The 24,766-nt window shown below is 65.7% G+C and carries 23 protein-coding genes; 20 read left to right on the forward strand and 3 right to left on the reverse strand.

What is annotated here, in order from left to right; genetic code table 11:
- Position 1 precedes the first annotated feature (1 nt).
- Entirely contained in the window at positions 2–1,003 is a 1,002-nt protein-coding gene (locus tag CO675_RS06900) for an adenosine kinase (protein ID WP_097671267.1), read from the reverse strand.
- Between the two features lie 269 nt (positions 1,004–1,272).
- Between CO675_RS06900 and murJ the strand changes: the two genes are divergently transcribed.
- From murJ to trmB, 16 genes are all read left to right on the forward strand, one after another.
- Complete coding sequence (gene murJ / locus CO675_RS06905) at positions 1,273–2,811, forward strand: murein biosynthesis integral membrane protein MurJ (RefSeq protein ID WP_097671268.1); 1,539 nt, start codon at positions 1,273–1,275, stop codon at positions 2,809–2,811.
- A 68-nt stretch (positions 2,812–2,879) separates the two neighbouring features.
- A complete protein-coding gene (trpS, locus tag CO675_RS06910) occupies positions 2,880–3,932 on the forward strand; it encodes a tryptophan--tRNA ligase (RefSeq protein ID WP_097671269.1) in 1,053 nt (350 codons plus the stop codon).
- A 140-nt stretch (positions 3,933–4,072) separates the two neighbouring features.
- Positions 4,073–4,567, forward strand: a complete 495-nt coding sequence (locus CO675_RS06915) for a universal stress protein (RefSeq protein ID WP_092120638.1) — start codon at positions 4,073–4,075, stop codon at positions 4,565–4,567.
- A 140-nt stretch (positions 4,568–4,707) separates the two neighbouring features.
- Positions 4,708–5,277, forward strand: a complete 570-nt coding sequence (locus CO675_RS06920; protein WP_097671270.1) for a NifU family protein — start codon at positions 4,708–4,710, stop codon at positions 5,275–5,277.
- A gap of 88 nt (positions 5,278–5,365) precedes the next feature.
- A complete protein-coding gene (gene tsaB, locus CO675_RS06925; RefSeq protein WP_097671271.1) occupies positions 5,366–6,061 on the forward strand; it encodes a tRNA (adenosine(37)-N6)-threonylcarbamoyltransferase complex dimerization subunit type 1 TsaB in 696 nt (231 codons plus the stop codon).
- Entirely contained in the window at positions 6,058–6,543 is a 486-nt protein-coding gene (gene rimI / locus CO675_RS06930; protein ID WP_097671272.1) for a ribosomal protein S18-alanine N-acetyltransferase, read from the forward strand. Before tsaB ends, rimI begins: the two co-directional genes overlap by 4 nt.
- A gap of 67 nt (positions 6,544–6,610) precedes the next feature.
- Positions 6,611–7,063 (forward strand): Fur family transcriptional regulator, encoded by a 453-nt coding sequence (locus tag CO675_RS06935; protein WP_092120651.1) that lies wholly within the window; start codon positions 6,611–6,613, stop codon positions 7,061–7,063.
- 5 nt (positions 7,064–7,068) lie between these two features.
- Positions 7,069–7,767 (forward strand): HAD family hydrolase, encoded by a 699-nt coding sequence (locus CO675_RS06940; RefSeq protein WP_097671273.1) that lies wholly within the window; start codon positions 7,069–7,071, stop codon positions 7,765–7,767.
- Between the two features lie 59 nt (positions 7,768–7,826).
- The gene (gene miaB, locus CO675_RS06945) at positions 7,827–9,215 is read left to right on the forward strand and encodes a tRNA (N6-isopentenyl adenosine(37)-C2)-methylthiotransferase MiaB (protein WP_097671274.1); all 1,389 of its coding nucleotides are present in this window, start codon (positions 7,827–7,829) and stop codon (positions 9,213–9,215) included.
- Between the two features lie 5 nt (positions 9,216–9,220).
- Positions 9,221–10,291, forward strand: coding sequence for a PhoH family protein (locus tag CO675_RS06950; protein WP_198964516.1), 1,071 nt, complete (start codon positions 9,221–9,223; stop codon positions 10,289–10,291).
- A 68-nt stretch (positions 10,292–10,359) separates the two neighbouring features.
- Positions 10,360–10,857 (forward strand): rRNA maturation RNase YbeY, encoded by a 498-nt coding sequence (ybeY, locus tag CO675_RS06955; RefSeq protein WP_097671276.1) that lies wholly within the window; start codon positions 10,360–10,362, stop codon positions 10,855–10,857.
- A gap of 1 nt (position 10,858) precedes the next feature.
- Entirely contained in the window at positions 10,859–11,971 is a 1,113-nt protein-coding gene (locus tag CO675_RS06960) for a hemolysin family protein (protein ID WP_171947917.1), read from the forward strand.
- Positions 11,968–13,581: an apolipoprotein N-acyltransferase gene (lnt, locus tag CO675_RS06965; protein ID WP_097671277.1), complete on the forward strand. Its 1,614-nt coding sequence runs from the start codon at positions 11,968–11,970 to the stop codon at positions 13,579–13,581. Before CO675_RS06960 ends, lnt begins: the two co-directional genes overlap by 4 nt.
- Positions 13,582–13,844: 263 nt before the next feature.
- Entirely contained in the window at positions 13,845–14,261 is a 417-nt protein-coding gene (locus tag CO675_RS06970) for a helix-turn-helix domain-containing protein (protein ID WP_021082652.1), read from the forward strand.
- A 207-nt stretch (positions 14,262–14,468) separates the two neighbouring features.
- Complete coding sequence (locus CO675_RS06975; RefSeq protein ID WP_097671278.1) at positions 14,469–15,593, forward strand: M20 family metallopeptidase; 1,125 nt, start codon at positions 14,469–14,471, stop codon at positions 15,591–15,593.
- Entirely contained in the window at positions 15,590–16,330 is a 741-nt protein-coding gene (trmB, locus tag CO675_RS06980) for a tRNA (guanosine(46)-N7)-methyltransferase TrmB (RefSeq protein WP_097671279.1), read from the forward strand. Before CO675_RS06975 ends, trmB begins: the two co-directional genes overlap by 4 nt.
- 6 nt (positions 16,331–16,336) lie before the next feature.
- On the opposite strand, the gene CO675_RS06985 is transcribed toward trmB, so the two are convergent.
- Positions 16,337–17,179, reverse strand: a complete 843-nt coding sequence (locus tag CO675_RS06985; protein ID WP_097671428.1) for a phytanoyl-CoA dioxygenase family protein — start codon at positions 17,177–17,179, stop codon at positions 16,337–16,339.
- 186 nt (positions 17,180–17,365) lie between these two features.
- Positions 17,366–18,436, reverse strand: a complete 1,071-nt coding sequence (locus CO675_RS06990) for a DUF2336 domain-containing protein (RefSeq protein ID WP_097671280.1) — start codon at positions 18,434–18,436, stop codon at positions 17,366–17,368.
- A 347-nt stretch (positions 18,437–18,783) separates the two neighbouring features.
- On the opposite strand from CO675_RS06990, the gene rimP reads away from it, so the two are divergent.
- The 4 genes from rimP (at position 18,784) to infB (ending at position 24,693) form a co-directional block, all read left to right on the forward strand.
- The gene (rimP, locus tag CO675_RS06995) at positions 18,784–19,560 is read left to right on the forward strand and encodes a ribosome maturation factor RimP (protein ID WP_097671281.1); all 777 of its coding nucleotides are present in this window, start codon (positions 18,784–18,786) and stop codon (positions 19,558–19,560) included.
- Positions 19,561–19,563: 3 nt separating this feature from the next.
- Positions 19,564–21,177, forward strand: a complete 1,614-nt coding sequence (gene nusA / locus CO675_RS07000) for a transcription termination factor NusA (protein WP_097671282.1) — start codon at positions 19,564–19,566, stop codon at positions 21,175–21,177.
- Positions 21,178–21,192: 15 nt separating this feature from the next.
- Positions 21,193–21,879, forward strand: coding sequence for an RNA-binding protein (locus tag CO675_RS07005; RefSeq protein WP_097671283.1), 687 nt, complete (start codon positions 21,193–21,195; stop codon positions 21,877–21,879).
- A gap of 108 nt (positions 21,880–21,987) precedes the next feature.
- A complete protein-coding gene (gene infB, locus CO675_RS07010; protein WP_097671284.1) occupies positions 21,988–24,693 on the forward strand; it encodes a translation initiation factor IF-2 in 2,706 nt (901 codons plus the stop codon).
- Positions 24,694–24,766 lie beyond the last annotated feature (73 nt).

Genomic DNA, 24,766 nt, shown 5'->3' on the forward strand with positions numbered 1-24,766 from the left:
CTTAGACCAACAACCCCTTCTGCTTCGCCAGATCCTTCAGCGACACCAGCGGGCGGGCGCCGATGTGCTGGATCACTTCGGCGGCGGCGAGTGCGCCGAGACGGCCGGCGTTCTCATGGCCGACGTTGCGGACGAGGCCGACCAGGAAGCCGGCGGCGAACAGGTCGCCGGCGCCAGTGGTGTCGACGAGCTTGTCGATCGGAGAGGCGGGCGCCGATACGACGGCATCGCCTGAAATCACGACGCAACCCTTCTCGCTGCGGGTGACGACGCCGAGTTTTGTATCCTTGCCGAACTGCTTCAGCGCGGTGTCGAAATCGGAGGTCTGGTACAGCGAGTGCAGCTCGGACTCGTTGGAGAAAACCAGGTCGACCGTGCCCTTGCGCATCAAAGCGAGGAATTCGTCGCGGTAGCGATCGACGCAGAACGAATCCGACAGCGTCAGCGCGACCTGGCGGCCCGCGCCATGCGCGATATCGGCCGCCTTCACGAACGCGTCCTTCGCGTTCTTCGGATCCCAGAGATAGCCTTCGAGATAGATGATGCTGGCGGCTGCGATCTGGGCCGGATCGATGTCGTCGGGCGTCAGGTCCTGCGCGGCGCCGAGATAGGTGTTCATGGTGCGCTCGCCGTCCGGCGTCACCAGGATATAGGAGCAGCCGGTGGCCGGGCCGGTCTTGGCCGGCGCGGTATCGAACGCCACGCCGGCGGCGCGGATGTCGTGGGCGTAGAGCTTGCCGATCTGGTCGTCCTTGACCTTGCCGACATAGGCGGCGCGGGCGCCGAGATTGCCGACGCCGACGATGGTGTTGGCGGCCGAGCCGCCCGATATCTCGGTCGCCACGCCCATATCACTGTAGATCGCGGTAGCGCGCGCCTCGTCGATCAGCCGCATCGAGCCCTTGGTCATGCCGTGACGGGCAAGGAATGCCTCGTCGGTCTGCACCAGCACGTCGAAGATCGCGTTGCCGATCCCGAGAACGTCATATTTTGCGTCAGCCATAGACCTGCCCTGTGTTAACGCCACCCAACAAGAGCCGCGACCTATCACGTTACGGCTTGGGGCAGCAAGGGAAGGGCTGCTGCTAGTTCCGTCATCCCCTCGCCTGTAACCCGTCATCCTGAGGTGCGAGCCTCTTGGCGAGCCTCGAAGGATGGACGGCCCGACTAGTGGCCGATGCATCCTTCGAGGCTCGCTTCGCTCGCACCTCAGGATGACGGGGCTGACGGAGTGCCGCTGGCAGCAAAGCGCGCTACTGCTATACAGACCTCATGTTCCGCTCCTTCCTCACGGTCTCCTCGGGAACGCTGGCCTCGCGACTGCTCGGTTTCGTGCGCGATTCCGTGATCGCGGCACTGCTCGGCGCGGGGCCGGTGGCGGATGCGTTCCTGGCGGCATTCCAGCTTGTGAATGTGGTGCGACGGCTGCTGTCCGAGGGCGGGCTGAATGCCGCCCTGGTGCCGGCCTGGCTGAAGGCGCGCGATGCCGACGGCAGGGCGGCGGCAACCGCGTTTGCCGGCCGCGTGCTCGGCACCGTCAGCGCCGCTGTCATCGCTGCCGCGCTCGTGATCGGCGTACTGATGCCGCTGGTGATCGCGGCGATCGCGCCCGGCTTTGTCGGCCACGAGACGCTGCAATTGGCCGTCGACGACGCGAGGCTGATGCTGCCCTATCTCGCCTTCGCCGGCCCCGTCACCGTGATGATGGCGCTGCTCAACGCGCAGGGACGCTTCGCGCTGACCGCGTTCTCGCCGCTGCTGTTCAACATCGCGCTGATATCAGTGATGGCCGTGCTGCTGGTGCGGCAGCAAGAGCCGGTGCAGGCCGCGCTGGTCATGGCGGCGACGATCGGCGTTGCCGGCTTCCTGCAACTGTCGATGCTGGCGCTGCGCGGCGCAAAGCTTGCCGCACCGCTCCGTATCTCCTTCGACCCTGAGATGCGCGGCTTTCTCGGCCGCGCGGTCCCCGGCATGGTCGCGAGCAGCGCGCCGCAATGGCTTGTCGTGGCGGGCGCCGTAATCGCGTCGACCTCGCCATCGGCGGTGTCCTGGCTCTACTTCGCCAACCGCCTGCTCGAGCTGCCGCTCGGTATCGTCGGCGTCGCGATGGGTACCGTGCTGATCCCGGAGATGACGCGCGCGGTGCGCAGCGGCGAGCATGCCGCGATCGCGCATGCGGAATCGCGCGCCCTGGAGCTTGCGGTCGGGCTGGCGCTGCCGGCAACGCTCGGCCTGATGGTGCTGAGCGAGCCGATCGTGCGGATGCTGTTCGAGCATGGCGCGTTCACCGGGCAAGATACCACGGCCACCGCGCAGGCCCTGATCTGGCTGACGCTGGCGCTGCCGGCGCATGTGCTGGTGAAGGCGCTGTCGCCGGCGTTCTTTGCGCGCGAGGATACGCTGACGCCGCTGTTGGCGACGCTGAAGGCCATCGTGGTCGCGATCGCGGCGGCCTTCCTGCTCGGCCATATCTTTGGCGCCGGCGGAATCGCGGCCGGCATCGCGCTCGGCGCCTGGAGCAATGCGCTGACGCTGATCCGCAAGGGCGCCGCGACCTTCGGCTTTTCGATCGATGGCGCGGCGCGCCGCCGGCTGCCGCGCATCCTGGCCGCAGCGCTCGCGATGGGCGGCCTGCTCTGGCTCGCGGCAGGCGCGCTGCCGGCGGCCGGCAGCCACGGCTTCGTGCGGACGGCCTCCCTCCTCGTGCTGATCGCGGCCGGTATCGCTTGCTACGGACTGCTTTTGTCGGCTTTCGGCGTCACCGGCTGGCGACAGGCGGTTAACGCCGTCAGGCAAAGGCGCCCCGCCTGACTTGCGCGCGCAGGGCTTAAGTGGCAAACGACCCGGCAAAAGCAGCCCCATTTCCGGGAATCGAGACCATGGCGTTCGTTGAACGGGTTTTCTCAGGCGTCCAGCCGACGGGCAATCTGCACCTCGGCAACTATCTCGGCGCCATCGTCAACTTCGTGAAGATGCAGCAGACCCACAACTGCATCTATTGCGTCGTCGACATGCACGCGATCACGCAGGGCGTCGAGGTCTGGGGCGGCCCGGCCGAACTCGCGCGCAACACCCGCGAGGTGACCGCGGCCTTCATCGCCTCCGGCATCGATGCCAAGAAACACATCGTGTTCAACCAGAGCCAGATCGCCGGCCATGCCGAGCTGACCTGGATCTTCAACTGCGTCGCGCGCATCGGCTGGCTGAACCGCATGACGCAGTTCAAGGAGAAGGCCGGCAAGGACCGCGAGAACGCCTCCGTCGGCCTCTACGACTATCCTGTGCTTATGGCTGCCGACATTCTCTTGTACCGCGCCACCCATGTGCCGGTCGGCGAGGACCAGAAGCAGCATCTGGAGCTCTCGCGGGATATCGCGCAGAAGTTCAACAACGACTTCGGCGATTCCATTCGTGGTCACGGCTTTGCCGACGGTCTGTTCTTCCCGCAGCCCGAGCCGCTGATCACGGGGCCGGCGACGCGGGTGATGAGCCTGCGCGACGGCACCAAGAAGATGTCGAAGTCGGATGCGTCGGACAATTCGCGCATCAACCTCACCGACGATGCCGACACCATCGCGCAGAAGATCCGCAAGGCGAAGACCGATCCGGAGCCGCTGCCGTCGGAGGAAAAAGGCCTCGAGACCCGCCCGGAGGCCGACAATCTGGTCGGCATCTACGCGGCGCTCGCCGGCGTCTCCAAGCAGGAGGTGCTGACGCAGTTCGGCGGCGGGCAGTTCTCCAGCTTCAAGAACGCGCTGGTCGAGGTTTGCGTCGCAAAACTGGCGCCGATCGCCTCCGAGATGAAGAAGCTGGTCGCCGATCCCGGCCATGTCGATTCGATCCTGGTCGACGGCGCCAACCGCGCCCGCGGCATCGCCGACGAGACCATGCGCATCACCAAGGACATCGTCGGCTTCATCCGCCAGCGCTGACATCACCGGCAGGACTGCGCGCGCCCTCTCCCCAACAGGGAGGGAGTGTGGCAGCATGGGCCTGGTTTGAGCATGATCTTTTCGGAAAACCGCTGCGCACTTTTCCGGATCATGCCTGTTGGTTCAGCACCGGGACATGCATGACCGCCCAGCGACGAAGCTACGAGACAGGTCACAAGCCGAAATGCCTCGTCATTGTTGACGACACTGCGGAATGGGACCGCGCGGTCTATTACGCCAGCCGGTGGGCGATCCGGGTCGGCGGCGGCGTTCTGATGCTGCGGGTGATCGAGACCGAGGACCAGAACCAGCAATGGCTGGGAGTCGCCGACATCATGCGCGCCGAGGCCGAGGAAGCCGCCAATGAGGCGCTCGACCGTGCCGCCGGTCGCGCCAACGGGATCGCCGCGATCACCCCGGAACGGGTGATTCGCGAGGGCGACCCGACCGAGCAGATCCTCGACGTGATCGACAAGGACGTCGATATCGCGATGCTGGTGCTGGCCGCCAATCCGGGCGCCGAAGGCCCGGGGCCGATCATCACCACCATGGCCAAGACCATGGGGGCGTTCCCGATCCCGGTGACCATCGTGCCGGGCGGCCTGACCGACGCCGAGATCGACGCCCTTTCCTAGTTTATCGGCCCGAAACCGCCCCAGAGCATGGATACGGGCCCGGAACCGCGGTTTTGCGGCTTGATCGCGAGCTTTTTAGTTGCCATTTGATGGGGGAACTCAACGCGCCGGCCTTGAACCGGCGACGCCGGAGACAGCAAATGTTCATTCAGACCGAAGCCACGCCCAATCCCGCTACCCTGAAATTCATCCCGGGCCGCACAGTGCTCGACAGCGGCACCCTGGAATTCTCGTCAGTCGAGACCGCCGCGCGCTCGCCGCTCGCCGAACGGCTGTTCGCCGTCGCAGGCGTCACCGGCGTGTTCTACGGCGCCGACTTCATCACCGTGACCAAAGCGGACGGCGATTGGCAGCACCTCAAGCCCGCGATCCTGGGCGCCATCATGGAGCACTACATGTCCGGCGCGCCGTTGCTCGCCGACGGCACCGCTGCCAGCGACGACGCCCGCGACGAGGAAGACGAGTTCTTCGACGAGGCCGACGCCGAGACGGTCGACCAGATCAAGGACCTGATCGAGACCCGCGTGCGTCCGGCGGTTGCCAATGACGGCGGCGACATCACTTTCCGCGGCTTCAAGGACGGCATCGTCTATCTCAACATGAAGGGCTCCTGCGCCGGCTGCCCGTCATCCACCGCGACCCTGCAACACGGCATCCAGAACCTGCTGCGGCACTTCGTGCCCGACGTGCAGGAAGTCCGGCCGATGTGATGGAGCGGCGAATGGCGTATGGCGGATCGCGAACAGCGCTCTCCTCGAATTTCCGGTTCGCCATTTCGTATTCGCCATTCGCCCTCCCATGATGATTCTCGCGATCGATACCGCGCTCGATGCCTGCTCCGCAGCGGTGCTCGACACCGACTCCGGCAACACCATCGCCATCGAATCGCAGGCGATGCAGCGCGGCCATGCCGAGGCGCTGATGCCGCTGATCGCGCGGGTGATGAAGGAAAGCGGCATCGGCTTTGCCGGGCTTGACCGCATCGCCGTCACCACCGGCCCCGGCAGTTTCACGGGCCTGCGTGTCGGGCTGTCGGCAGCACGCGGCCTCGCGCTGTCCGCGGAAAAGCCGGTGGTCGGGCTGTCGACGCTCGCCGCCTACGCCGCGCCGGTCGTCGCCGAGAATGGCGCACCCCCGATCCTGTCGGCGATCGATGCGCGGCACGATCACGTCTATTTCCAGCTCGTGGGCGGCGACGGCAGCTTGATGCTGAAGCCGAAGGTTGCGCCGATCGCCGAAGCGCTCGAGGCCGCACAGTTCGGCGCGCTGCATCTGGTCGGCAACGCCGCCAACATCCTCGCTGAGCGCTGGCCGGCGGATGCTGCTCCGCCGGTCAAGGTCGACAGGCAGCCCGCACCCGACATCACCTGGGTCGCGTGGGTCGGCGCCGCCGTGGATCCCGACACTGCGCCGCCGCGGCCGTTCTATCTGCGCGCACCCGACGCGAAGCCGCCGAAGGATCGCCTGGTCATCAGCGCGCCGCCATCGACATGACCGGCTGGCTGTCGCGATGGTGGGGCGGCGGTCCGCCCGCGGTCGAGCCCGCATCCTTGCGCGATGCGGCGCGGCTCGCCCAGTTGCACGGCGCGTCGTTTCATCGCGGCTGGGGCGAAGGCGAATTCGAGGCGATGCTGACCGAGCGCAACACGCTGGTGCATCGGCTGCGCCAGGGCCGCAGGGTGATCGGCTTTGCGGTCTCGCGAATGGCGGCGGATGAAGCGGAAATCCTGTCGATTGCGATCGATTCCAATCAGCGCGGGCGTGGCCTGTCGCGCGATCTGCTGCTGACCCATCTCGGCCATCTTGCCGGCCGCGGCATCCGCACCATCTTCCTCGAGGTGGAAGAGAACAATCAGCCAGCACGGCGGCTCTATGAAAGGGCCGGATTCGGCGTGATCGGCCGCCGCGAACGTTATTACAAGCAGCCCGGTGGGGAACATTTGAACGCGCTTCTGATGCGGCGCGACTTGTCGTAACATCGGCGCGATGGCAGAACACCCTCCGCTCTGCCACCCAAGGTTTGAAGAATACGGCCCGAAACCCATGACCACGGTGAAAATCCCGCCTGCGCACAAAAATACCGGCATCGAGGCGCGTTGCGCCGCGACCGGCATGCGCATGACCGAACAGCGCCGCGTGATCGCGCGGGTGCTGGCGGAAGCCATGGATCATCCCGACGTCGAAGAGCTTTATCGCCGCTGCGTGGCAGTCGACGACAAGATCTCGATCTCGACGGTCTATCGCACCGTCAAGCTGTTCGAGGACGCCGGCATCATCGAGCGTCACGACTTCCGCGAGGGCCGCGCGCGCTACGAGCAGATGCCCGAGAGCCATCACGACCATCTGATCAATCTGCGCGACGGCAAGGTGATCGAATTCACCTCCGAGGAGATCGAGAAGCTGCAGGCCGAGATCGCGCGCAAGCTCGGCTACAAGCTGGTCGATCACCGTCTCGAGCTCTATTGCGTTCCGCTCGACGACGACAGCAAGTCGTAAACCGGGTGAGCTTCGATCTCGTCATCTTCGATTGCGACGGCGTGCTTGTCGACAGCGAGGTAATCTCCTGTCGCGCGCATGCGGACACGCTGACGCGGCACGGCTTTCCGATCACGCCCGACGGGGTGCTGAAGCGTTTCCTCGGCGTGTCCGACCGCGAGGCGCGGCGGATCGTCGAAAGCGAGATCGGCCGCGCGCTGCCCGAGAGCTTCGAGGCCGAGGTCAAGCATGCGACGCTCAGTCTTTATGCCGACGATCTCAGCGCGATCGCCCATGTCGGCGACGCGATATCGGCGCTGACCTTGCCGAAATGCGTGGCCTCCAGCGGCACGCCGGAGAAGATCCATCACGGCCTGACCTGCGCCGGGCTCTACGACCAGCTCGCGCCGCATATTTTCTCCGCCACCGAGGTCAAGCGCGGCAAGCCGGCGCCCGATCTCTTCCTGTTCGCTGCGACCGAGATGGGCGCCAGCCCGGCGCGCTGTATCGTGATCGAGGACAGCGTGGCCGGCGTCACCGGCGCCCGCGCTGCGGGGATGACCGTGCTCGGTTTTTACGGCGGCAGCCACTGCACGGCGGAACATGAGGACCTGCTGCGCCAGGCCGGCGCGGCCATAACCTTCGCCGATATGCGCCAATTGCCCGATTTGATCGCCCAGGCCGGCCAAAAACACGGCTCGATCGCTGGATTTTCCCCGGTTTAAGCCTTATTTGAGCAACGGCGCCCTGATGGCGCCATTTCCATTTCCGCACTCAGGGTTCCATGACGACGCCGCGCAAGCTGCACATCAAGTCCTATGGCTGCCAGATGAACGTCTACGATGCGCAGCGCATGGTGGACACGCTGGCCGGCGAGGGCTTTGTCGAGACCGCGAGCGCCGAAGACGCCGACCTCGTGATCCTCAACACCTGCCACATCCGCGAGAAGGCGTCGGAAAAGGTCTACTCCGAACTCGGGCGGCTGCGCGTCGCCAAGGATGATGCCGCGCGGGCGGGCCGCGAGATGAAGATCGCAGTCGCCGGCTGCGTCGCGCAGGCCGAAGGCGCCGAGATCATCCATCGTGCGCCGACCGTCGACATCGTGGTCGGGCCGCAGAGCTATCATCATCTGCCTGCGCTGCTGAAGCGCGCCAGGGAAAACGGCCGCGCGCTCGAAACCGAATTCCCGATCGAGGACAAGTTCGGCTTCCTGCCGCAGCCGAAGCCGGACGCGATTCGCGCCCGCGGCATCTCGGCCTTCGTCACCGTGCAGGAAGGTTGCGACAAGTTCTGCACCTTCTGCGTGGTGCCCTATACGCGCGGCACGGAAGTCTCGCGTCCGGTCGCGAAGATCATCGACGACGTCAAGCAGCTCGCCGACAACGGCGTGCGCGAATTCACGTTGATCGGACAGAACGTCAACGCCTATCACGGCGAAGGCCCCGACGGCCGCGTCTGGCCGCTCGGCAAATTGCTGCAGCGGCTCGCCGAGATTCCCGGCGTCACGCGGCTGCGCTATTCGACCAGCCATCCGCGCGACGTCGACGACGACCTGATCGCCGCGCATCGCGATCTGCCCGAACTGATGCCGTTCGTGCACCTGCCGGTGCAGTCGGGGGCGGACCGGATCCTGGCCGCCATGAACCGCAAACATACCGCCGATGACTACCGGCGAGTCATCGACCGGTTCCGGGCCGCACGGCAAGACATTGCTTTTTCATCAGATTTCATCGTGGGCTTCCCCGGAGAGACCAGGGAAGAATTTTCCGCCACTCTCGCGCTTGTCACGCAAATCGGGTACGCTGCGGCGTATTCATTCAAGTATTCGCCTCGGCCAGGCACGCCGGCGGCGGAGATGCGGGAGACGGTGTCAGCAGCCGAGATGGACGAGCGCTTGGGGCGGCTTCAGGAATTGATCGACAGCCAGCAATCGGCCTTCAACCGGGCTGCGATCGGCACAACGGTCGACGTGCTGTTCGAGCGCGCCGCGCGCAACCCGGGCCAGATCGTCGGCCGGACCGCCTATCTGCAGCCCGCCCATGTGATCGCATCGCCTGACATCATCGGTCAGGTCCTCCCGGTGAGGATCGACAGCCTCGAGCGCTACAGCCTGATCGGCGAGCTCGCCACGCAATCCGCACCCGGCCTCATTTCGCAGACCATTGGAGCCTGAAATCCTTGCCCAAAAGCGCATCGGATTCGCCTTCGCTAGCTCCCAGCCGCAAACCTGACCGCGACATGCAAATGCCACCCGAGACCCGGCCCCCTGAAACTCAGGTCGTCATCGATTTCGACGACAACCGTGCCGCATCCGCGCTGGTCGGCCCCTACGGACAGAATCTGGCGCTGATCGAGCGGCGGCTCGGCGTCGTGGTCGATTCCCGCGGCAATCATCTCACCATCGCAGGCTCCCGCGACGGCTGCGATGCGGCGCGGCGCGTGCTCGAGACGCTCTACGCGCAGGCCGTCGAAGGGCACGACCTCGATCAGGGCGAAGTCGAAGGCGCGATCCGCGCCGTAATCGCACAGGGCTCGCTGTTCGAATTCGACAACAAGACCGCCAAGCCGACCTTTGAAACGATCAATCTGCGCAAGCGTCCGGTGCGCGCCCGCACCGCGGCGCAGGATTCCTACATTCGCGCGCTGAAACGGCACGAGCTGGTGTTCGGGATCGGCCCGGCCGGCACCGGCAAGACCTGGCTCGCGGTCGCTCACGCAGCACAATTGTTCGAGCGCAAGGAAGTCGATCGCATCATCCTGACGCGGCCCGCGGTCGAGGCCGGCGAACGGCTCGGCTTCCTGCCCGGCGACCTCAAGGAGAAGGTCGATCCGTATCTGCGCCCGATCTATGACGCGCTGTACGATCTGATGGATGCCCGTGTCGTCGAACGCGCGCTGCAGGGCAACGAGATCGAGATCGCGCCGCTCGCCTTCATGCGCGGCCGCACCCTGACCAATGCCGCCATCATCCTCGACGAGGCGCAGAACACCACGACGATGCAGATGAAGATGTTCCTGACGCGTCTCGGCGAAAACAGCCGGATGATCGTCACCGGCGACCCGTCGCAGATCGATCTTCCGAACGGGCAGACCTCAGGGCTCGCGGAAGCCGTGAAGCTGCTCGACGGCGTCGAAGGCATCGCGCAGGTGCATTTCAAGGCCGAGGACGTCATCCGCCACGAATTGGTGGCGCGCATTGTGGCCGCCTATGAGGGATTGCCGCAAAAGCCGGCAAACGTCAGATCTTGAGTCCAATAGCTTCGGCCGCGAGCCCGCGCGATGCGGGTTCCGGCCATAACGCAGATTTTGAAACCAACGTGTCTGCTTTTCCTGCAACCGAGGTTCTCGTCACCGCCGAATGCTGGCAGGCCGAGCCCGATGCCGACGCGGTGATTCACCGCGCCATCGAGGCTGCCGCCGCAATCGCCGATGCCGATGTCGCGGATGCCGAGCTTGCGGTGATGCTGACCGACGATGCCGGGATCCGCACCCTGAACGCCAACTGGCGCAGCATCGACAAGCCGACCAACGTGCTGTCGTTTCCGGCGCTGCAGCCGGAAGGCGCCGGCGGCGAGGGCGATGCCCCGCGCATGCTCGGCGATATCGCGATCGCCTATCAGACGACGCGGCGGGAGGCCGATGAAGAACAGAAACCGTTCGACCATCATTTGAGCCATCTCGCGGTGCATGGCTTCCTGCATCTGATCGGGTACGACCACGAGAACGATGACGATGCCGAGGACATGGAGGCGCTCGAGCGCGAGATCCTCGCCTCTCTCGGCGTTCCCGACCCCTATGCGGATCGGATCGCCTGACATGCCGGATTCCGACCCGACCCATGACAATCCGCGCAACGTGAGCAACCTGCCCGCCGTCGTGCACGAGGGCGAGGTGCAGCGTCCGGCAGCGGAAGGCTGGCTGGTGCGCGCGATCCGCACGCTGTTCGGCTGGAAGGCCGGCTCGGTACGCGACGATTTGCAGGTGGTGCTCGACGCCTCGACGCCCGACGATGTCGGCTTCTCGGCGATCGAGCGCACCATGCTGCGCAACATCCTCTCACTGAACGAGCGGCGGATCGCCGACGTCATGATCCATCGCGCCGATATCGTCGCGGTCAAGCGTGACATCCCGCTCGGCGAATTGATGAGCCTGTTCGAGAGCGCCGCGCATTCACGGCTCGTCGTCTACAACGAAACCCTCGACGACCCCGAGGGCATGGTGCACATCCGCGACCTGCTCGCCTTCATGACCGCGAAGGCGCGCGTCACCGACGCGACGAAGACGAAGCGCAAGAAGCCGTTCCCCGCCGGGCTCGATCTGCGCAGCGTCGATCTCGCGCTGCCGCTGGCCGACGCCCATATCATCCGCAAGCTGCTCTATATCCCGCCGTCGATGCGCGCGATCGACCTGTTGGCGCAGATGCAGGCCTCACGCATCCATCTTGCGCTGGTGGTCGACGAATATGGCGGCACCGACGGGCTGGTGTCGATCGAGGATATCGTCGAGCAGATCGTCGGCGAGATCGACGACGAGCACGATTCCGACGAGCCTCCGTCCATCGTCCGCCAGCCGGACAACTCCTTTATCGCCGACGCGCGCGCCAGCCTCGACGATGTCCGCTCGGTGATCGGCGAAGACTTCGTCACCGGCGAGGCCGGCGAGGAGGTCGAGACGCTGGGCGGCTACCTGGTGTCGTTCGTCGGCCGCCTGCCGGTGCGCGGCGAGGTGATCTCCGGTCCGGGCAATTACGAGGTCGAGGTGCTCGACGCCGATCCGCGCCGGGTCAAGCGCGTGCGGATCACGACGCGCAAGGAACGGCCGGCGCCGCGCAAGGAGCGCGAGCGGCGCCGCGAGCAGGCGCCGGACTCCGGCAACCCGCAGGCGAATGACAACATGCCGCCGCCCGGCGAAGGAGCCGGTCCGCAGTGAGGCTCTCCGACAAGCTCCGATCGATCGGTCTCGCCGTCATCCTGACCTGGGGATGGAGGCGCGTCGTGCTCGCGCTCGCGGCGGGCGCCTTGTCCTCGCTGGCGATGGCGCCGTTCAACGCCTGGCCGGTGCTGTTTCTGACGTTTTCGATCGCGGTCTGGCTGATCGATGGTAGCGCTGCGGGACGCTGGCGCGGCGTACCCGCCGCAGCGCTGTCGGGCTTCTGGTTCGGCCTCGGCTATTTCGTGCCGGGACTGTACTGGATCGGTTACGCCTTCTTCGTCGATGCAGACACTTTCGCCTGGCTGACGCCGTTCGCGGTGCTCGGCCTGCCCGCATACCTCGCGCTGTTCACCGCCTTCGGCTTCGCGCTGGCGCGGCTGATCTGGCCGCGGGACGCCTCGCGCGTGCTGGCGCTGGCGGTCAGCTTGACGATTTCGGAATGGCTGCGCGGCCATCTGCTCAGCGGCTTTCCGTGGAATGCGTTCGGCTACGCGCTGACCGAACCTCTGGCGCTGGCCCAGACCGCATCGCTGATCGGGCTGTGGGGCATGACGTTCCTGGCCGTCGCGATCTTCGCAAGTCCGGCCGTGCTGATCGACGGCGCCTCGCGCGGCCGCAAGCCGTGGCGCGCACCGGTGGCTGCGGTGCTGGTGCTCGCCGCGATGCTGACGTTCGGTGCGGTCCGCCTTTCGCAACAGCCGACCAGCATGGTCAGCGGCGTCAAGCTGCGCATCATGCAGCCCGATCTGCAGCAGGACGCCAAGTTCAACTACTCCGCCAAGGCGGCGGTGATGCAGAAATATCTCACCCTGTCGGATCGTGCGTCGGGACCGCACTCCACCGGCGTGAGCGACTCCACCATCCTGATCTGGCCGGAATCCGCATTTCCGTTCTTCCTGACCAAGGAAGCCGATGCGATGGCCCAGATCGCCGATTTGCTGCCGAAGGGAACTGTGCTGATCACCGGCTCGGTGCGCGCGCCCGATCTGCCGCCCGGCGTCCGCGTCACGCGCGCATATAATTCGATCTACGTCATCGACCATGATGGCAGCGTGCTTGCGGTCTACGACAAGCTGCACCTTGTCCCATTCGGAGAATATCTGCCGTTCCAGGACTGGATGGAGAAGCTCGGCTTCGTGCAGCTCACCAAGGTGCAGGGCGGCTTCATTCCCGGCACGATCCGCCGGACGCTCGATATTCCCAATGCGCCGCGCGCGCTGCCCTTGATCTGCTACGAGGCGATCTTCCCCGGCAACGTCGTGAGCCGCGACGACCGTCCCGGCTGGATCATCAACGTCACCAATGACGGCTGGTTCGGAATCTCGACCGGCCCCTATCAGCATCTGCAGCAGGCCCGGCTGCGCTCGATCGAGGAAGGCCTGCCGATGGTGCGCGCCGCGAATACGGGCATCTCGGCCATCATCGATCCGCTCGGGCGGATTGTCGCCCAACTTGGGCTCGGCATCGAGGGCGTGCTCGATGCCGGCCTGCCGACGGCCATCGCGCCGACGATCTATGCGCGTGTCGGCAACATCCCCGCCGCGGTGATTGTGTTAGTTGCCCTCGCAATCGTCTTGCGGAGGCGTTTTGTCAGGCGAAAGGCCTGACGGCGCTTATCGCCGGTTGTCACACGAACCCGAAAAAGTGTCGAAATTCACCTCAGCGTGATTCCACCTGTTGACAGATCGACCGTGCACTTCGCATTGTACGGGTCCACGCGAAATCACAAGCCAAGTCAGCCCCTTTGCGCAAATTGTCCGCATTTCGTCCCGATCCTCCTTGCAGGATTTGACGGCACCGGCGCCTGAGGCATACTCCACGTCCAACTTGCCTCACCCACCGGGCGCGCAATCCCTTAGGAGAGTTGGAGATGTCCACCAAAGCGCCCAATCCTGTTGACAAATATGTCGGCAGCCGCGTCCGAATGCGACGCATCATGCTCGGCATGAGCCAGGAAAAACTGGGCGAGGCGCTAGGCCTGACGTTCCAGCAGGTGCAGAAATACGAGAAGGGCACCAATCGTGTCGGCGCCAGCCGGCTGCAGCAGATCTCCGAAATCCTGCAGGTGCCGGTCTCTTTCCTGTTCGATGGCGGCCCGAGCGGCGTCAAGACCGCCGACGGCTTCAGCGAGGGCTCCTCGCCGGCCTATGTGTCCGACTTTCTGGCAACCGCCGAAGGCCTGGCCCTGACCCGCGCTTTCACGCGGATCGCGGACGCCAAGCTTCGCCGCAGCATCGTCGAACTGGTCGAGCAGATCGCGGCGCGTGAGGCGGCCGAACAGGTCTGATCCGGCCATATCCGTTTGAGCGATCGTCAAATCTGGAATATGTCATTCCGGCGTACGCTAAGGCGCGACGAGTTCCGATGGAATCTCGTCGCGCTCTAGCTCCTTGATCGAACATGATCTTTCCGGAAAGCCGCGTCACGCATTTCCGGATCACGCTTCGGCGCATGCGCTGAATGACAAAGCGAATTCACAGGCGACGACAACAGCATGTCCAGCAATCCGTTCGAAACCGCTGCTATCCTCGACGGCATTCGCCGTTGGGTCGAAATCGAATCTCCGACGGAGCGGCCGGATCAGGTCAACAAACTGGCTGATCTCGTCGCGTCAGGCTATCGCGACCTGCCGGCCACCGTCGACCGCGTTGCGGGACGCGACGGCTGCGGCGATCATCTGGTGACGCGCTCGTCCTGGGGGCAGGACGCGCCGGGCATTCTGGTGTTGAGCCATCTCGACACAGTTCATCCGATGGGATTCATCGAACGGTTACCATTCAAGATCGACGGCGACAGCGCGTTCGGCCCCGGCATCTACGACATGAAGGGCGGCGCCTATCTCGCCTATCACGCATTTCGGCAGATCTGCGCCGACGACGTACGCCCGCCGCTCGGCATCACCCAGCTCTACGTCTCAGACGAGGAGATCGGCAGCCCGACCTCGCGGTCGCTGATCGAGGCCGAGGGCCGCAAGGCCAAATACGTGCTGGTGACCGAGCCGGCGCGCGACGGCGGCAAGATCGTCACCGGCCGCAAGGGCGTCGCGCGCTTTGACGTGCACATCAAGGGCGCACCGGCACATGCCGGCACGCGCCCCGAGGACGGCCGCAGCGCGATCCGGGAACTCGGCCATGTGATCCTGGCGCTGGAGGCGATGAACGATCTCAAGCGCGGCGTCACCGTCAATGTCGGCGTGGTCCGCGGCGGCACCAAGCCGAACGTGATCGCCGAAGAGGCCCATGCCGAAGTCGACATGCGCGTACCGACCATGGCCGACGCCGACGAGCTGGTGCCGAAGATCCTCGGCATCACCTCGCGCACCGACGGCGTCGCCGTGAAAGTGACCGGCGAATTGAACCGTCCGCCCTATGAGAAGAGCAATGCCGGCGCCGCGCTCTACGAACACGCCAGGGAGCTTGCAGGCGAACTCGGCTTCGAGCTGATCGATGTATTCACCGGCGGCGGCTCCGACGGCAATTTCACCGCGCCGCATACCGCAACGCTCGACGGCCTCGGCGTCGACGGCAAGGGCGCGCATACCCATTACGAGCAGCTCTACATCTCGTCGATCGAGCCGCGCGCACGCCTGCTGTACCGGCTCTATCAGACGCTGCGATGACCCCTGCTCCGAACGACAGCGACGATCGCGATTCGTCCGACGATGGCGCGATGACCCATTCGCGCGGCTCGTTCTTCGGACGGCGCAAGGGCCACAAGCTGCGCGCGCACCAGGCCGATCTGATCGACACCCTGCTGCCGCATCTTTCGCTCGACATCGCGGCGCCCGCACCCGAGGCGCTGACCGAGCTGTTCGATGATCGCATCGAAAACGTCAGGCTCGAGATCGGCTTCGGCGGCGGCGAGCATCTGATAGCGGAAGCACAGGCCTTTCCGGCAACCGGCTTCATCGGCTGCGAGCCCTATGTCAACGGCATGGCCAAGATCCTGACCCAGATCGAGGCACTGAACATCGACAATATCCGCCTGTTCGCCGGCGACGCAGCAGAGCTGTTGGCCTGGGCGCCACCGCGCTCGCTGGCGCGCATCGACCTGATTCATCCCGATCCCTGGCCGAAGCGGCGGCACTGGAAGCGGCGCTTCGTACAGGATGCAACGGTCGCGGCGATGACCCGGCTGCTGCCGCCGGGCGGCGAATTCCGCTTCGTCAGCGATATCGATGATTACTGCGCCTGGACGCTCGCGCATCTGATGCGCTCGCCCGACTTCGCCTGGCTCGCCGAGCGCGCGATCGACTGGCAGCAACCGTGGCCGAACTACACCATGACGCGCTACGGCGCCAAAGCCGAGCGTGAAGGACGCAAGGCGGCGTATCTGCGATTCAAGCGCTTGCCCTGAATTTCGTTATCCCTGCCCCGCCATCCGCGCCTTCCTGACGTCGGTCGCTTCCCAGACCATGCGCTTGCCGCGCTCGCGGCCAAGCAGCTCGATCGGATCGTGATTATCGATGTGGCCGAACTGGCCCTTGTAGACGCTGTAGCCGCACAATTCCTGCAAGCGGCGCGGAAAGCGGGCCGCGGTCTCGCGCGAAATTCCGAGCTGCAAGTTTTCCTGCTGGCGCATCCAGCCCCAGCAATAGGCGCAGGAGAAGGCAAAGCGCCTTGCGTCGCTGGTGTTGGCACCGCCGCCATGCCACAGCGCGCTGTCGAACAGCATCACGCTGCCCGCCGGCATGGTCGCAGTGACCGCGTCGTAATCCTTGCCGTATTCCGGCGACGAATCGAATGTGTGGCTGCGCGGAATGATCCGTGTCGCGCCGTTGTCGTCGCGGAAATCGGACAGCGCCCAGATCGCATTGATCGTGATCGGAATATGCGGCCGCGGCAGCGGGATCAACTGGGTGTCTTCGTGGATCGGCTGCGCCTCCTGGCCGGGGCCGAGCACCAGCGAGCAGAACGACGACAGCAGGCATTCTTTGTCCAGCACGCGCTCGACCACCGGCAGCACGTTCTCATGCAGCGGCACCTCCCAGAACAAATCGTCATAGGTCAGGAGGTTGTTGATGCGCAGTGTCTTGAAACCCTCGAACGAGGTCCTGGCATGTGCGAGATTGTGCTCTCGCTCTATTTTCAGCACCGCGTCCCTCAATCCCTCGACCAGGTCCGGCGAGGCGGCGAGCTCGATCACGGTGTATCCGTCGTCGCGGATCCGTTCCGCGTGCGATTGGATGTCGGCGTCCGTCAGCATGGCGATCTCCCCGTTGGCGCTGTATCGCGCCTTGCGGAAAGCATAGCGGAACCACTCCAGTCCGTCACCCTGAGGAGGCCGCAAGGCGGCCGTCTCGAAGGGTCGACGGCCGGCCGGGCCGTGCATCCTTCGAGACGCCGCTGCGCGGCTGCTCAGGATGACGGATGCCAAGCGTTGGCGCTTGAACTAGCGCGACTTCCAGAAGTCCACGACGCGCTGCGCGGTCGACGGCATCAGGCGGACGAAATTCACCCGCGCGCCTTCGATATCGGCCGGTGACGGCACGCGGTTCGGCCCGAGCCGCATCAGGATCAGGACGCGCACGGTCGGCCATTCGAAGCCGATCGTCTTGCTGGCGATCAGGATCGGATCGTAACGGTCGCCGGAGATCAGGCGATCGAGCGTGACGATCTTCACGCCGGTCAGCGCCGCGAGCGCCGCCACGCATTCCTCATATTTGAAAGCCTTGGCGAAGCCCGCCACCGCGGCCTCGTTCAATTCGCCGGCGCGATGCAGCACCAGGATCGTGCGCTGCGCGGCTGCGAAGTCGCGGCCCTCGACCTGCGCGACGACGCCTTCGATCTCGTTCAGCGCCAGCTTGATCTCGGCCTGCCGTTCCGGCTTGGCGACGATCTGCAACCGGCGGCGGATCACGTCGATCGAGCCGGCCAGCAGGCTCTTCAGATGCACGGGCGGAAGATCGTCACGGCGGCCGATCCGCAAGGTCAGCACGCCATCCTGACCGGCGCGCCGCACCAGCGTCGTGAAGGAGGCGTCCGAGAACGCGGCGCCCGCATTGCCGGCGGCGGATCGGATCACATCGCGATCGCCGCGACGGACGATGACATCGGTCAGCGCGGTCGAGAGCCTGGACCGTTCGGCCATCGCCAGCAGATGGCCCTGGCCCTTGGCATTGGCGATCTCGACCAGCACCTTTTCGTCAATCACCGGCGACTGGCGCAGCACGGGCCCCGCGATCGCGACCTCGTCCTCGCGGGCGAGTTGCCCGACCAGATGCCGCGGCGCGTTGGCGAGCGGCGCAAGCCGTTCGGCGAGATTGATCCGCGCCGCCAGGTCGGCATGCGGGACCAGACTGGTCAGCACCCCATCGAACAGGTCGATATGGTCGGGGCGAAAGCCCGCGGCGCCCTGCAGGAACAGCTCGCCGAGCCGGCGCGCGGCCTCGGCGCGACGCTTGGGGTCGCCGCGGCGAACGATGTCGTCGAGTTCCGGGATCAGCGCGGGGGCTGTCGTCATGAGCCTTGTCCAATCGGCGACTTCTGCCGATTTTCGGCAATCTATGGCCCCGTTCGTAAACGGAGGGTTAGGTCAAACCTGCACCCCGGAGCCCGCAAAATCGCCTTCCGCCTGATACGGAGGCCTTGCCGGACCGGGGCAAAAGGGCTATATCCACCGCAACTTATGGTATCTCATACGATCGCGTAGGAGAGTGGGCCCCCCGGGACCCGCTCTTTTTTATTACCTGACGGGACCCGGCGAGGCCGGGTCCGGTTTAGGTAGCGTTAGCGGCCCCTTAAGGCCACCTGAACAACACAACAGACCTCAGACAACCCGCAGACCTTAGACAGCCTTTGACACTGGATATGACCGATCCGACCGCCACGCCCGTGGACACCGAACTGCTCGCCGAGCCGCGGCTCGTCGTCGAGCCCGGGGTCGCGGCGCGCGTCGCCGCCGTCGCAGTCCCGGTGCTGCAGGGCATGGGCTATCGCCTGGTGCGCATCAAGGTTTCGGGCGACGCCGGCTGCACCGTGCAGATCATGGCGGAGCGCCCCGACGGCTCGATGCAGCTCGAGGATTGCGAGGCGATCTCGCGCGCGCTGTCGCCGGTGCTCGATGTCGCCGACCCGATCGAGCGCGCCTACCGGCTGGAAATCTCCTCGCCCGGCATCGACCGGCCACTGGTGCGCCGCTCCGACTTCGAGCGCTACACCGGGCATCTGGTGAAGATCGAGATGGCGGTGGCGCATCAGGGCCGCAAACGGTTCCGCGGCCTGCTCGGCGGCGTCGAAGGCGATGCGGTGCGCATCAAGCGCGACGATCCGCGCCCGACTGAGGACGCCGAGGTTCTCCTTGTGATGGAGGACATTTCGGACGCGCGGCTGGTGCTGACCGACGAGCTGGTCGAGGAATCGATGCGCCGCGGCAAGGCCGCCGAACGCGAGCTGCGCCGCGAACTCGGCCTCGCGCCGCCGCAGCCGGCTCACGCGAAGAAAAGCGATCCTGCGAAGAGTCAGAAGCCGAAAGCCAAGCCTGCCCACAAGCTCGGCACCAAGCCAGCGCCGACCAACACCAAAAAGCACCGCCTGGCCGCCGAGCGCGCGCGCCGCGGCGAGATCGATCCATTCGAAGGAGACTAAGCCATGGCAGTCAGCGCCAACAAACTCGAACTGCTGCAGATCGCAGACGCAGTTGCGCGCGAAAAGTCGATCGACCGCTCCATCGTGATCGCGGCGATGGAAGACGCCATCGCCAAGGCGGCGCGGGCCCGCTACGGCAGCGAGACCGACGTCCATGCCGAGATCGACGCCAAGAAGGGCGAGCTGCGGCTGACCCGCCACATGCTGGTGGTCGAGGTCGTCGAGAACTCGTCGAACCAGATTTCGCTGCATGATGCGCAGCGCGCCAATCCGGGCGCCCAGGTCGGCGACACCATCGCCGACACGCTGCCGCCGCTGGAATATGGCCGCATCGCCGCGCAGTCCGCCAAGCAGGTAATCGTGCAGAAGGTGCGCGAGGCCGAGCGCGACCGGCAGTACCAGGAGTTCAAGGACCGCATCGGCGACATCGTCAACGGCATCGTCAAGCGCGTCGAATATGGCAGCGTGATCGTCGATCTCGGCCGCGGCGAAGCCATCGTGCGCCGCGACGAGATGCTGCCGCGCGAAGTGTTCCGCAACGGCGACCGCGTCCGCGCCTATATCTTCGACGTCCGCCGCGAGACCCGCGGTCCGCAGATCTTCTTGTCGCGCACCCATCCGCAGTTCATGGCGAAGCTGTTCGCGCAGGAAGTGCCGGAAATCTACGACGGCATCGTCGAGATCAAGGCGGTCGCCCGCGATCCCGGCTCGCGCGCCAAGATCGGCGTGATCTCGCGCGATTCCTCGGTCGACCCAGTCGGCGCCTGCGTCGGCATGCGCGGCTCGCGCGTGCAGGCCGTGGTGAACGAGCTGCAGGGCGAGAAGATCGACATCATTCCGTGGTCGCCCGACATCGCGACCTTCGTCGTCAACGCGCTGGCGCCCGCTGAAGTCGCCAAGGTCGTGATCGACGAGGACCGCGAGCGCATCGAGGTCGTGGTTCCCGACACCAACAACCAGCTGTCGCTGGCGATCGGCCGCCGCGGCCAGAACGTCCGCCTCGCCTCGCAGCTGACCGGCTGGGACATCGACATCCTGACCGAGCAGGAAGAGTCGGAGCGCCGCCAGGCCGACTTCGAGAACTCGACCCGCGTGTTCATGGAAGCGCTCAATGTCGACGAGGTGGTCGGCCAGCTGCTCGCCTCCGAAGGCTTCACCTCGGTCGAGGAGCTCGCGCTGGTCGACGTCAAGGAACTCGCCGGCATCGAAGGTTTCGACGAGGAGACGGCCACAGAGCTGCAGACCCGCGCCCGTGAATATCTGGAGCAGCTCGAGGCTGAACTCGAGGCGAAGCGCAAGGAACTCGGCGTCGAGGACGCCATGAAGGACGTGCCCGGCATCACCGGCAAGATGCTGGTGAAGCTCGGCGAGAACGACGTGAAGACCGTCGAGGATCTGGCCGGCTGCGCCACCGACGATCTGGTCGGCTGGACCGAGCGCAAGGAAGGCGGCGAGCCGACCAAGCATGCCGGGTTCCTCGATGGCATCGAGGTCTCGCGCGACGAAGCCGAGGCCATGATCATGCAGGCCCGTCTGAAGGCCGGCTGGATCACCGAGGCCGACCTTGCCAAGCCTGCCGAGGAGGCCGAGGCCGCCGAAGCAGAAGCGGCGTCGTAAGGAGATGCCCCACGGATGCTCGCTCAGGCTGACCCCGATCTCGACGATGGGCCGCGGACGCAGAAGTCCGCGACCACGCGGATGTGCGCGGTCAGCCGCGAGGTGCATCCGATCGACGAACTGATCCGGTTCGTCGTCGCGCCCACGGGCGAGGTGATCCCGGATCTCAAGCGCAAGCTCCCGGGCCGCGGACTATGGGTTTCCGCATCGCGGCGCAGCGTTGCGGAAGCGGTCCGTCGTCACCAATTTAGCAAGGGATTCAAGCGCGATGTCCGCGTCGCGCCGACCCTTCCCGCCGACACCGACGCCCTCCTGGTCCGCAGCGTCACCGAGGCCCTGGCGATGGCCGCCAAGGCCGGTCAGGTGGTTGCCGGCTTCGGCAAGGTCGAGGACGCACTCAACCGGAACGAAACTGCAGCCCTGATCCACGCTTCGGACGGCGCAGCGGACGGAATCCGCAAATTGGACGCGATCGTCAGGCAAAGGGGCGAAAAACGTGGTGAATCGCCGGTAATCGCCGTCGTCAATGTTTTGACGTCGGAAGAATTGGATTTGGCACTTGGGCGGTCAAATGTGATACATGCTGCGCTGCTCGCGGGCCCGGCGAGCAAGACGTTCCTGTCGCGCTGCCAGATGCTGGTCCGATACCGGATGGCCGACGACGACAAGACCGCCGAAGCGGCCAGAAATTCCAGAGCCTGATCCAGGAAGGCGGAGGCCGTCTTTCCGACCGGATCATGCTCAGCAAACGACGACACGTTGAAGTATTTGTGCGGCAAACGCACAGCGAAACGAGATTAGGACTGCTGAATGGTTGATACCAAGACCCCTGGCGACAAGACTCTGAGTGTCCCGAGCAAGACGTTGTCGCTGAAGCCGCGCGTCGAGACGGGCACTGTGCGCCAGAGCTTCAGCCACGGCCGGACCAAGCAGGTCGTGGTCGAGAAGCGCGGCAAACGTCGCGTCGGTGGCGATGGTCCCGGCGAGGGGCATGCGCCGGAACCCGTGGTTGCAAAGCCGGTAGCGCCCGCACCGAGACCGCCGCAAGGCCGCCCCTCGGGTCCGCCTCCCGGCCAGCAGCAACGCAACACCCGCTCCGGCGTGGTGCTGCCGACCTTGACCGAAGACGAGCGCTCCGCGCGTGCCAGCGCGCTCGCCGACGCCCGTCAGCGCGACATCGAGGAGCGCCGCCAGGCCGAAGAGGAAGCCAAGCGCCGCGCCGTCCGCGAGGCCGCCGAGAAGGTCGAGCGCGAGGCCGCCGAGGCCCGCCGCAAGGCGGAAGAGGAGCGCCACCGCCACGAGGAAGAGGCCAAGCGCAAGGCCGAGGTCGAGGCCAAGCGCCGCTTCGGCGAGGGCGAGGCCAAGCCCGGCGCGCCAGCCGCCGCCGCACCGGCCAGGCCGGCCGCAGCCACTCCCGCATCTGCTGCTCCGGCAGCGCGGGCGCCGGCAGCCCGCACGACCACCACGACGACACCCGCGCGCACGCCGGCCGCTGCGCCGAGGCCTCCGGGGGTCGCCGCAGAGGCGGACGAAGACGAAGGTCCGCGCCTGGTGCGCCGCCCCGGCGGCGCCGTGCGTCCCGTTGCGGCCCCGAAGACCACCCAGAAGCCCGGCCCGCAGAAGCAGCGCGGACGCCTCACGGTCGTCACGGCGCTCAACGCCGACGACGTCCGCGAGCGCTCGATCGCCTCGTTCCGCCGCCGTACCCAGCGTCTGAAGGGTCACGCCGCGAACGAGCAGAAGGAAAAGCTGATCCGCGAAGTCGTCATTCCGGAAGCGATCACGATCCAGGAACTCGCGAACCGCATGTCGGAGCGCGCGGTCGACGTCATCCGCATGCTGATGAAGCAGGGCGCGATGCACAAGATCACCGACGTGATCGACGCCGACACCGCACAACTGATCGCCGAAGAACTCGGCCACAGCGTCAAGCGCGTCGCCGCGTCCGACGTTGAGGAAGGCCTGTTCGACGTCGTCGACGATTCCACCGACACCGAGCCGCGTTCGCCCGTGGTCACCGTCATGGGCCACGTCGACCACGGCAAGACCTCGCTGCTCGACGCGCTGCGCCACGCCAACGTGGTGTCGGGCGAAGCCGGCGGCATCACCCAGCACATCGGTGCCTATCAGGTGACTTCGCCGGAAAGCGGCAAGAAGATCACCTTCATCGATACGCCCGGCCACGCCGCGTTCACCGCGATGCGCGCCCGCGGCGCCAAGGTCACCGACATCGTCGTGCTGGTGGTCGCGGCCGATGACGGCGTGATGCCGCAGACGATCGAGGCGATCAACCACGCGAAGGCGGCCAAGGTGCCGATGATCGTGGCGATCAACAAGATCGACAAGCCCGATGCACGGCCGGAGCGCGTGCGCACCGAATTGCTGCAATACGAGGTGCAGGTCGAATCGCTCGGCGGCGACGTCGTCGACGTCGAGGTCTCGGCCAAGAACAAGACCAATCTCGACCGGCTGCTCGAAATGATCGCGCTGCAGGCCGAAATCCTCGACCTGAAGACCAATTCGCAGCGTCCGGCGGAAGGCACCGTGATCGAAGCCAAGCTCGATCGTGGCCGCGGTCCGGTCGCGACCGTACTGGTGCAGCGCGGCACGCTGCGCATCGGCGACATCATCGTGGCCGGCGCCGAGATGGGCCGCGTCCGCGCCCTGATCTCCGACCAGGGCGAAAATCTCGACGAGGCCGGGCCGTCGGTGCCGGTCGAGGTGCTCGGCTTCAACGGCCCGCCGGAAGCCGGCGACCGTCTCGCCGTCGTCGAGAACGAAGCCCGCGCCCGCCAGGTCACGAGCTACCGCGCGCACCAGAAGCGCGAGAACGCGGCTGCCTCGATCTCCGGCATGCGCGGCTCGCTCGAGCAGATGATGTCGCAGCTCAAGACCGCGGGCCGCAAGGAGTTCCCGCTGATCGTCAAGGCCGACGTGCAGGGCTCGCTGGAAGCGATCCTGGGCTCGCTCGAAAAGCTCGGCACCGACGAAGTCGCCGCCCGCATCCTGCATGCCGGCGTCGGAGGCATCTCGGAGTCCGACGTCACGCTGGCCGAAGGCTTCAACGCCGCGATCATCGGCTTCTCGGTCCGCGCCAACAAGGAAGCGGCGGCCGCAGCCAAGCGCAACGGCATCGAGATCCGCTACTACAACATCATCTACGACCTCGTGGATGACATCAAAAAGGCGATGTCCGGCCTGCTCGCGCCCACGCTGCGCGAAACCATGCTGGGCAACGCGCAGATCCTGGAAGTGTTCAACATTTCCAAGGTCGGCAAGGTCGCGGGTTGCCGCGTCACCGACGGCACCGTGGAACGCGGCGCCAATGTTCGCCTGATCCGCGACAATGTCGTGGTGCATGAAGGCAAGCTGTCGACGCTGAAGCGCTTCAAGGATGAAGTGAAGGAAGTGGTCGCCGGCCAGGAGTGTGGCATGGCATTCGAGAACTACGGCGACATGCGCGTCGGCGACGTGATCGAATGTTACCGCATCGAGACGATCCAGCGCTCTCTGTAAGTCCAAATCTTACGAAGCGCAGATCTTACTAAGCGTTGGGTCCATTTGACTGAAAATGCGACGACGTGGCCGG

Source organism: Bradyrhizobium sp. C9, from assembly GCF_002532045.1.
GTDB lineage: Bacteria > Pseudomonadota > Alphaproteobacteria > Rhizobiales > Xanthobacteraceae > Bradyrhizobium.

Excerpts from the sequence above, each read along its gene's own strand:
- murJ (WP_097671268.1), top strand. The coding sequence starts at position 1,273 with ATGTTCCGCTCCTTCCTCACGGTCTCCTCGGGAACGCTGGCCTCGCGA.
- CO675_RS06900 (WP_097671267.1), bottom strand. The coding sequence starts at position 1,003 with ATGGCTGACGCAAAATATGACGTTCTCGGGATCGGCAACGCGATCTTC.
- CO675_RS06990 (WP_097671280.1), bottom strand. The coding sequence starts at position 18,436 with ATGACGACAGCCCCCGCGCTGATCCCGGAACTCGACGACATCGTTCGC.
- infB (WP_097671284.1), top strand. The coding sequence starts at position 21,988 with ATGGTTGATACCAAGACCCCTGGCGACAAGACTCTGAGTGTCCCGAGC.
- CO675_RS06985 (WP_097671428.1), bottom strand. The coding sequence starts at position 17,179 with ATGCTGACGGACGCCGACATCCAATCGCACGCGGAACGGATCCGCGAC.
- trpS (WP_097671269.1), top strand. The coding sequence starts at position 2,880 with ATGGCGTTCGTTGAACGGGTTTTCTCAGGCGTCCAGCCGACGGGCAAT.
- tsaB (WP_097671271.1), top strand. The coding sequence starts at position 5,366 with ATGATGATTCTCGCGATCGATACCGCGCTCGATGCCTGCTCCGCAGCG.
- miaB (WP_097671274.1), top strand. The coding sequence starts at position 7,827 with ATGACGACGCCGCGCAAGCTGCACATCAAGTCCTATGGCTGCCAGATG.
- CO675_RS06970 (WP_021082652.1), top strand. The coding sequence starts at position 13,845 with ATGTCCACCAAAGCGCCCAATCCTGTTGACAAATATGTCGGCAGCCGC.
- rimI (WP_097671272.1), top strand. The coding sequence starts at position 6,058 with ATGACCGGCTGGCTGTCGCGATGGTGGGGCGGCGGTCCGCCCGCGGTC.
- CO675_RS06915 (WP_092120638.1), top strand. The coding sequence starts at position 4,073 with ATGACCGCCCAGCGACGAAGCTACGAGACAGGTCACAAGCCGAAATGC.
- CO675_RS07005 (WP_097671283.1), top strand. The coding sequence starts at position 21,193 with ATGCTCGCTCAGGCTGACCCCGATCTCGACGATGGGCCGCGGACGCAG.
- CO675_RS06935 (WP_092120651.1), top strand. The coding sequence starts at position 6,611 with ATGACCACGGTGAAAATCCCGCCTGCGCACAAAAATACCGGCATCGAG.
- trmB (WP_097671279.1), top strand. The coding sequence starts at position 15,590 with ATGACCCCTGCTCCGAACGACAGCGACGATCGCGATTCGTCCGACGAT.
- CO675_RS06920 (WP_097671270.1), top strand. The coding sequence starts at position 4,708 with ATGTTCATTCAGACCGAAGCCACGCCCAATCCCGCTACCCTGAAATTC.
- CO675_RS06975 (WP_097671278.1), top strand. The coding sequence starts at position 14,469 with ATGTCCAGCAATCCGTTCGAAACCGCTGCTATCCTCGACGGCATTCGC.
- rimP (WP_097671281.1), top strand. The coding sequence starts at position 18,784 with ATGACCGATCCGACCGCCACGCCCGTGGACACCGAACTGCTCGCCGAG.
- nusA (WP_097671282.1), top strand. The coding sequence starts at position 19,564 with ATGGCAGTCAGCGCCAACAAACTCGAACTGCTGCAGATCGCAGACGCA.
- CO675_RS06960 (WP_171947917.1), top strand. The coding sequence starts at position 10,859 with ATGCCGGATTCCGACCCGACCCATGACAATCCGCGCAACGTGAGCAAC.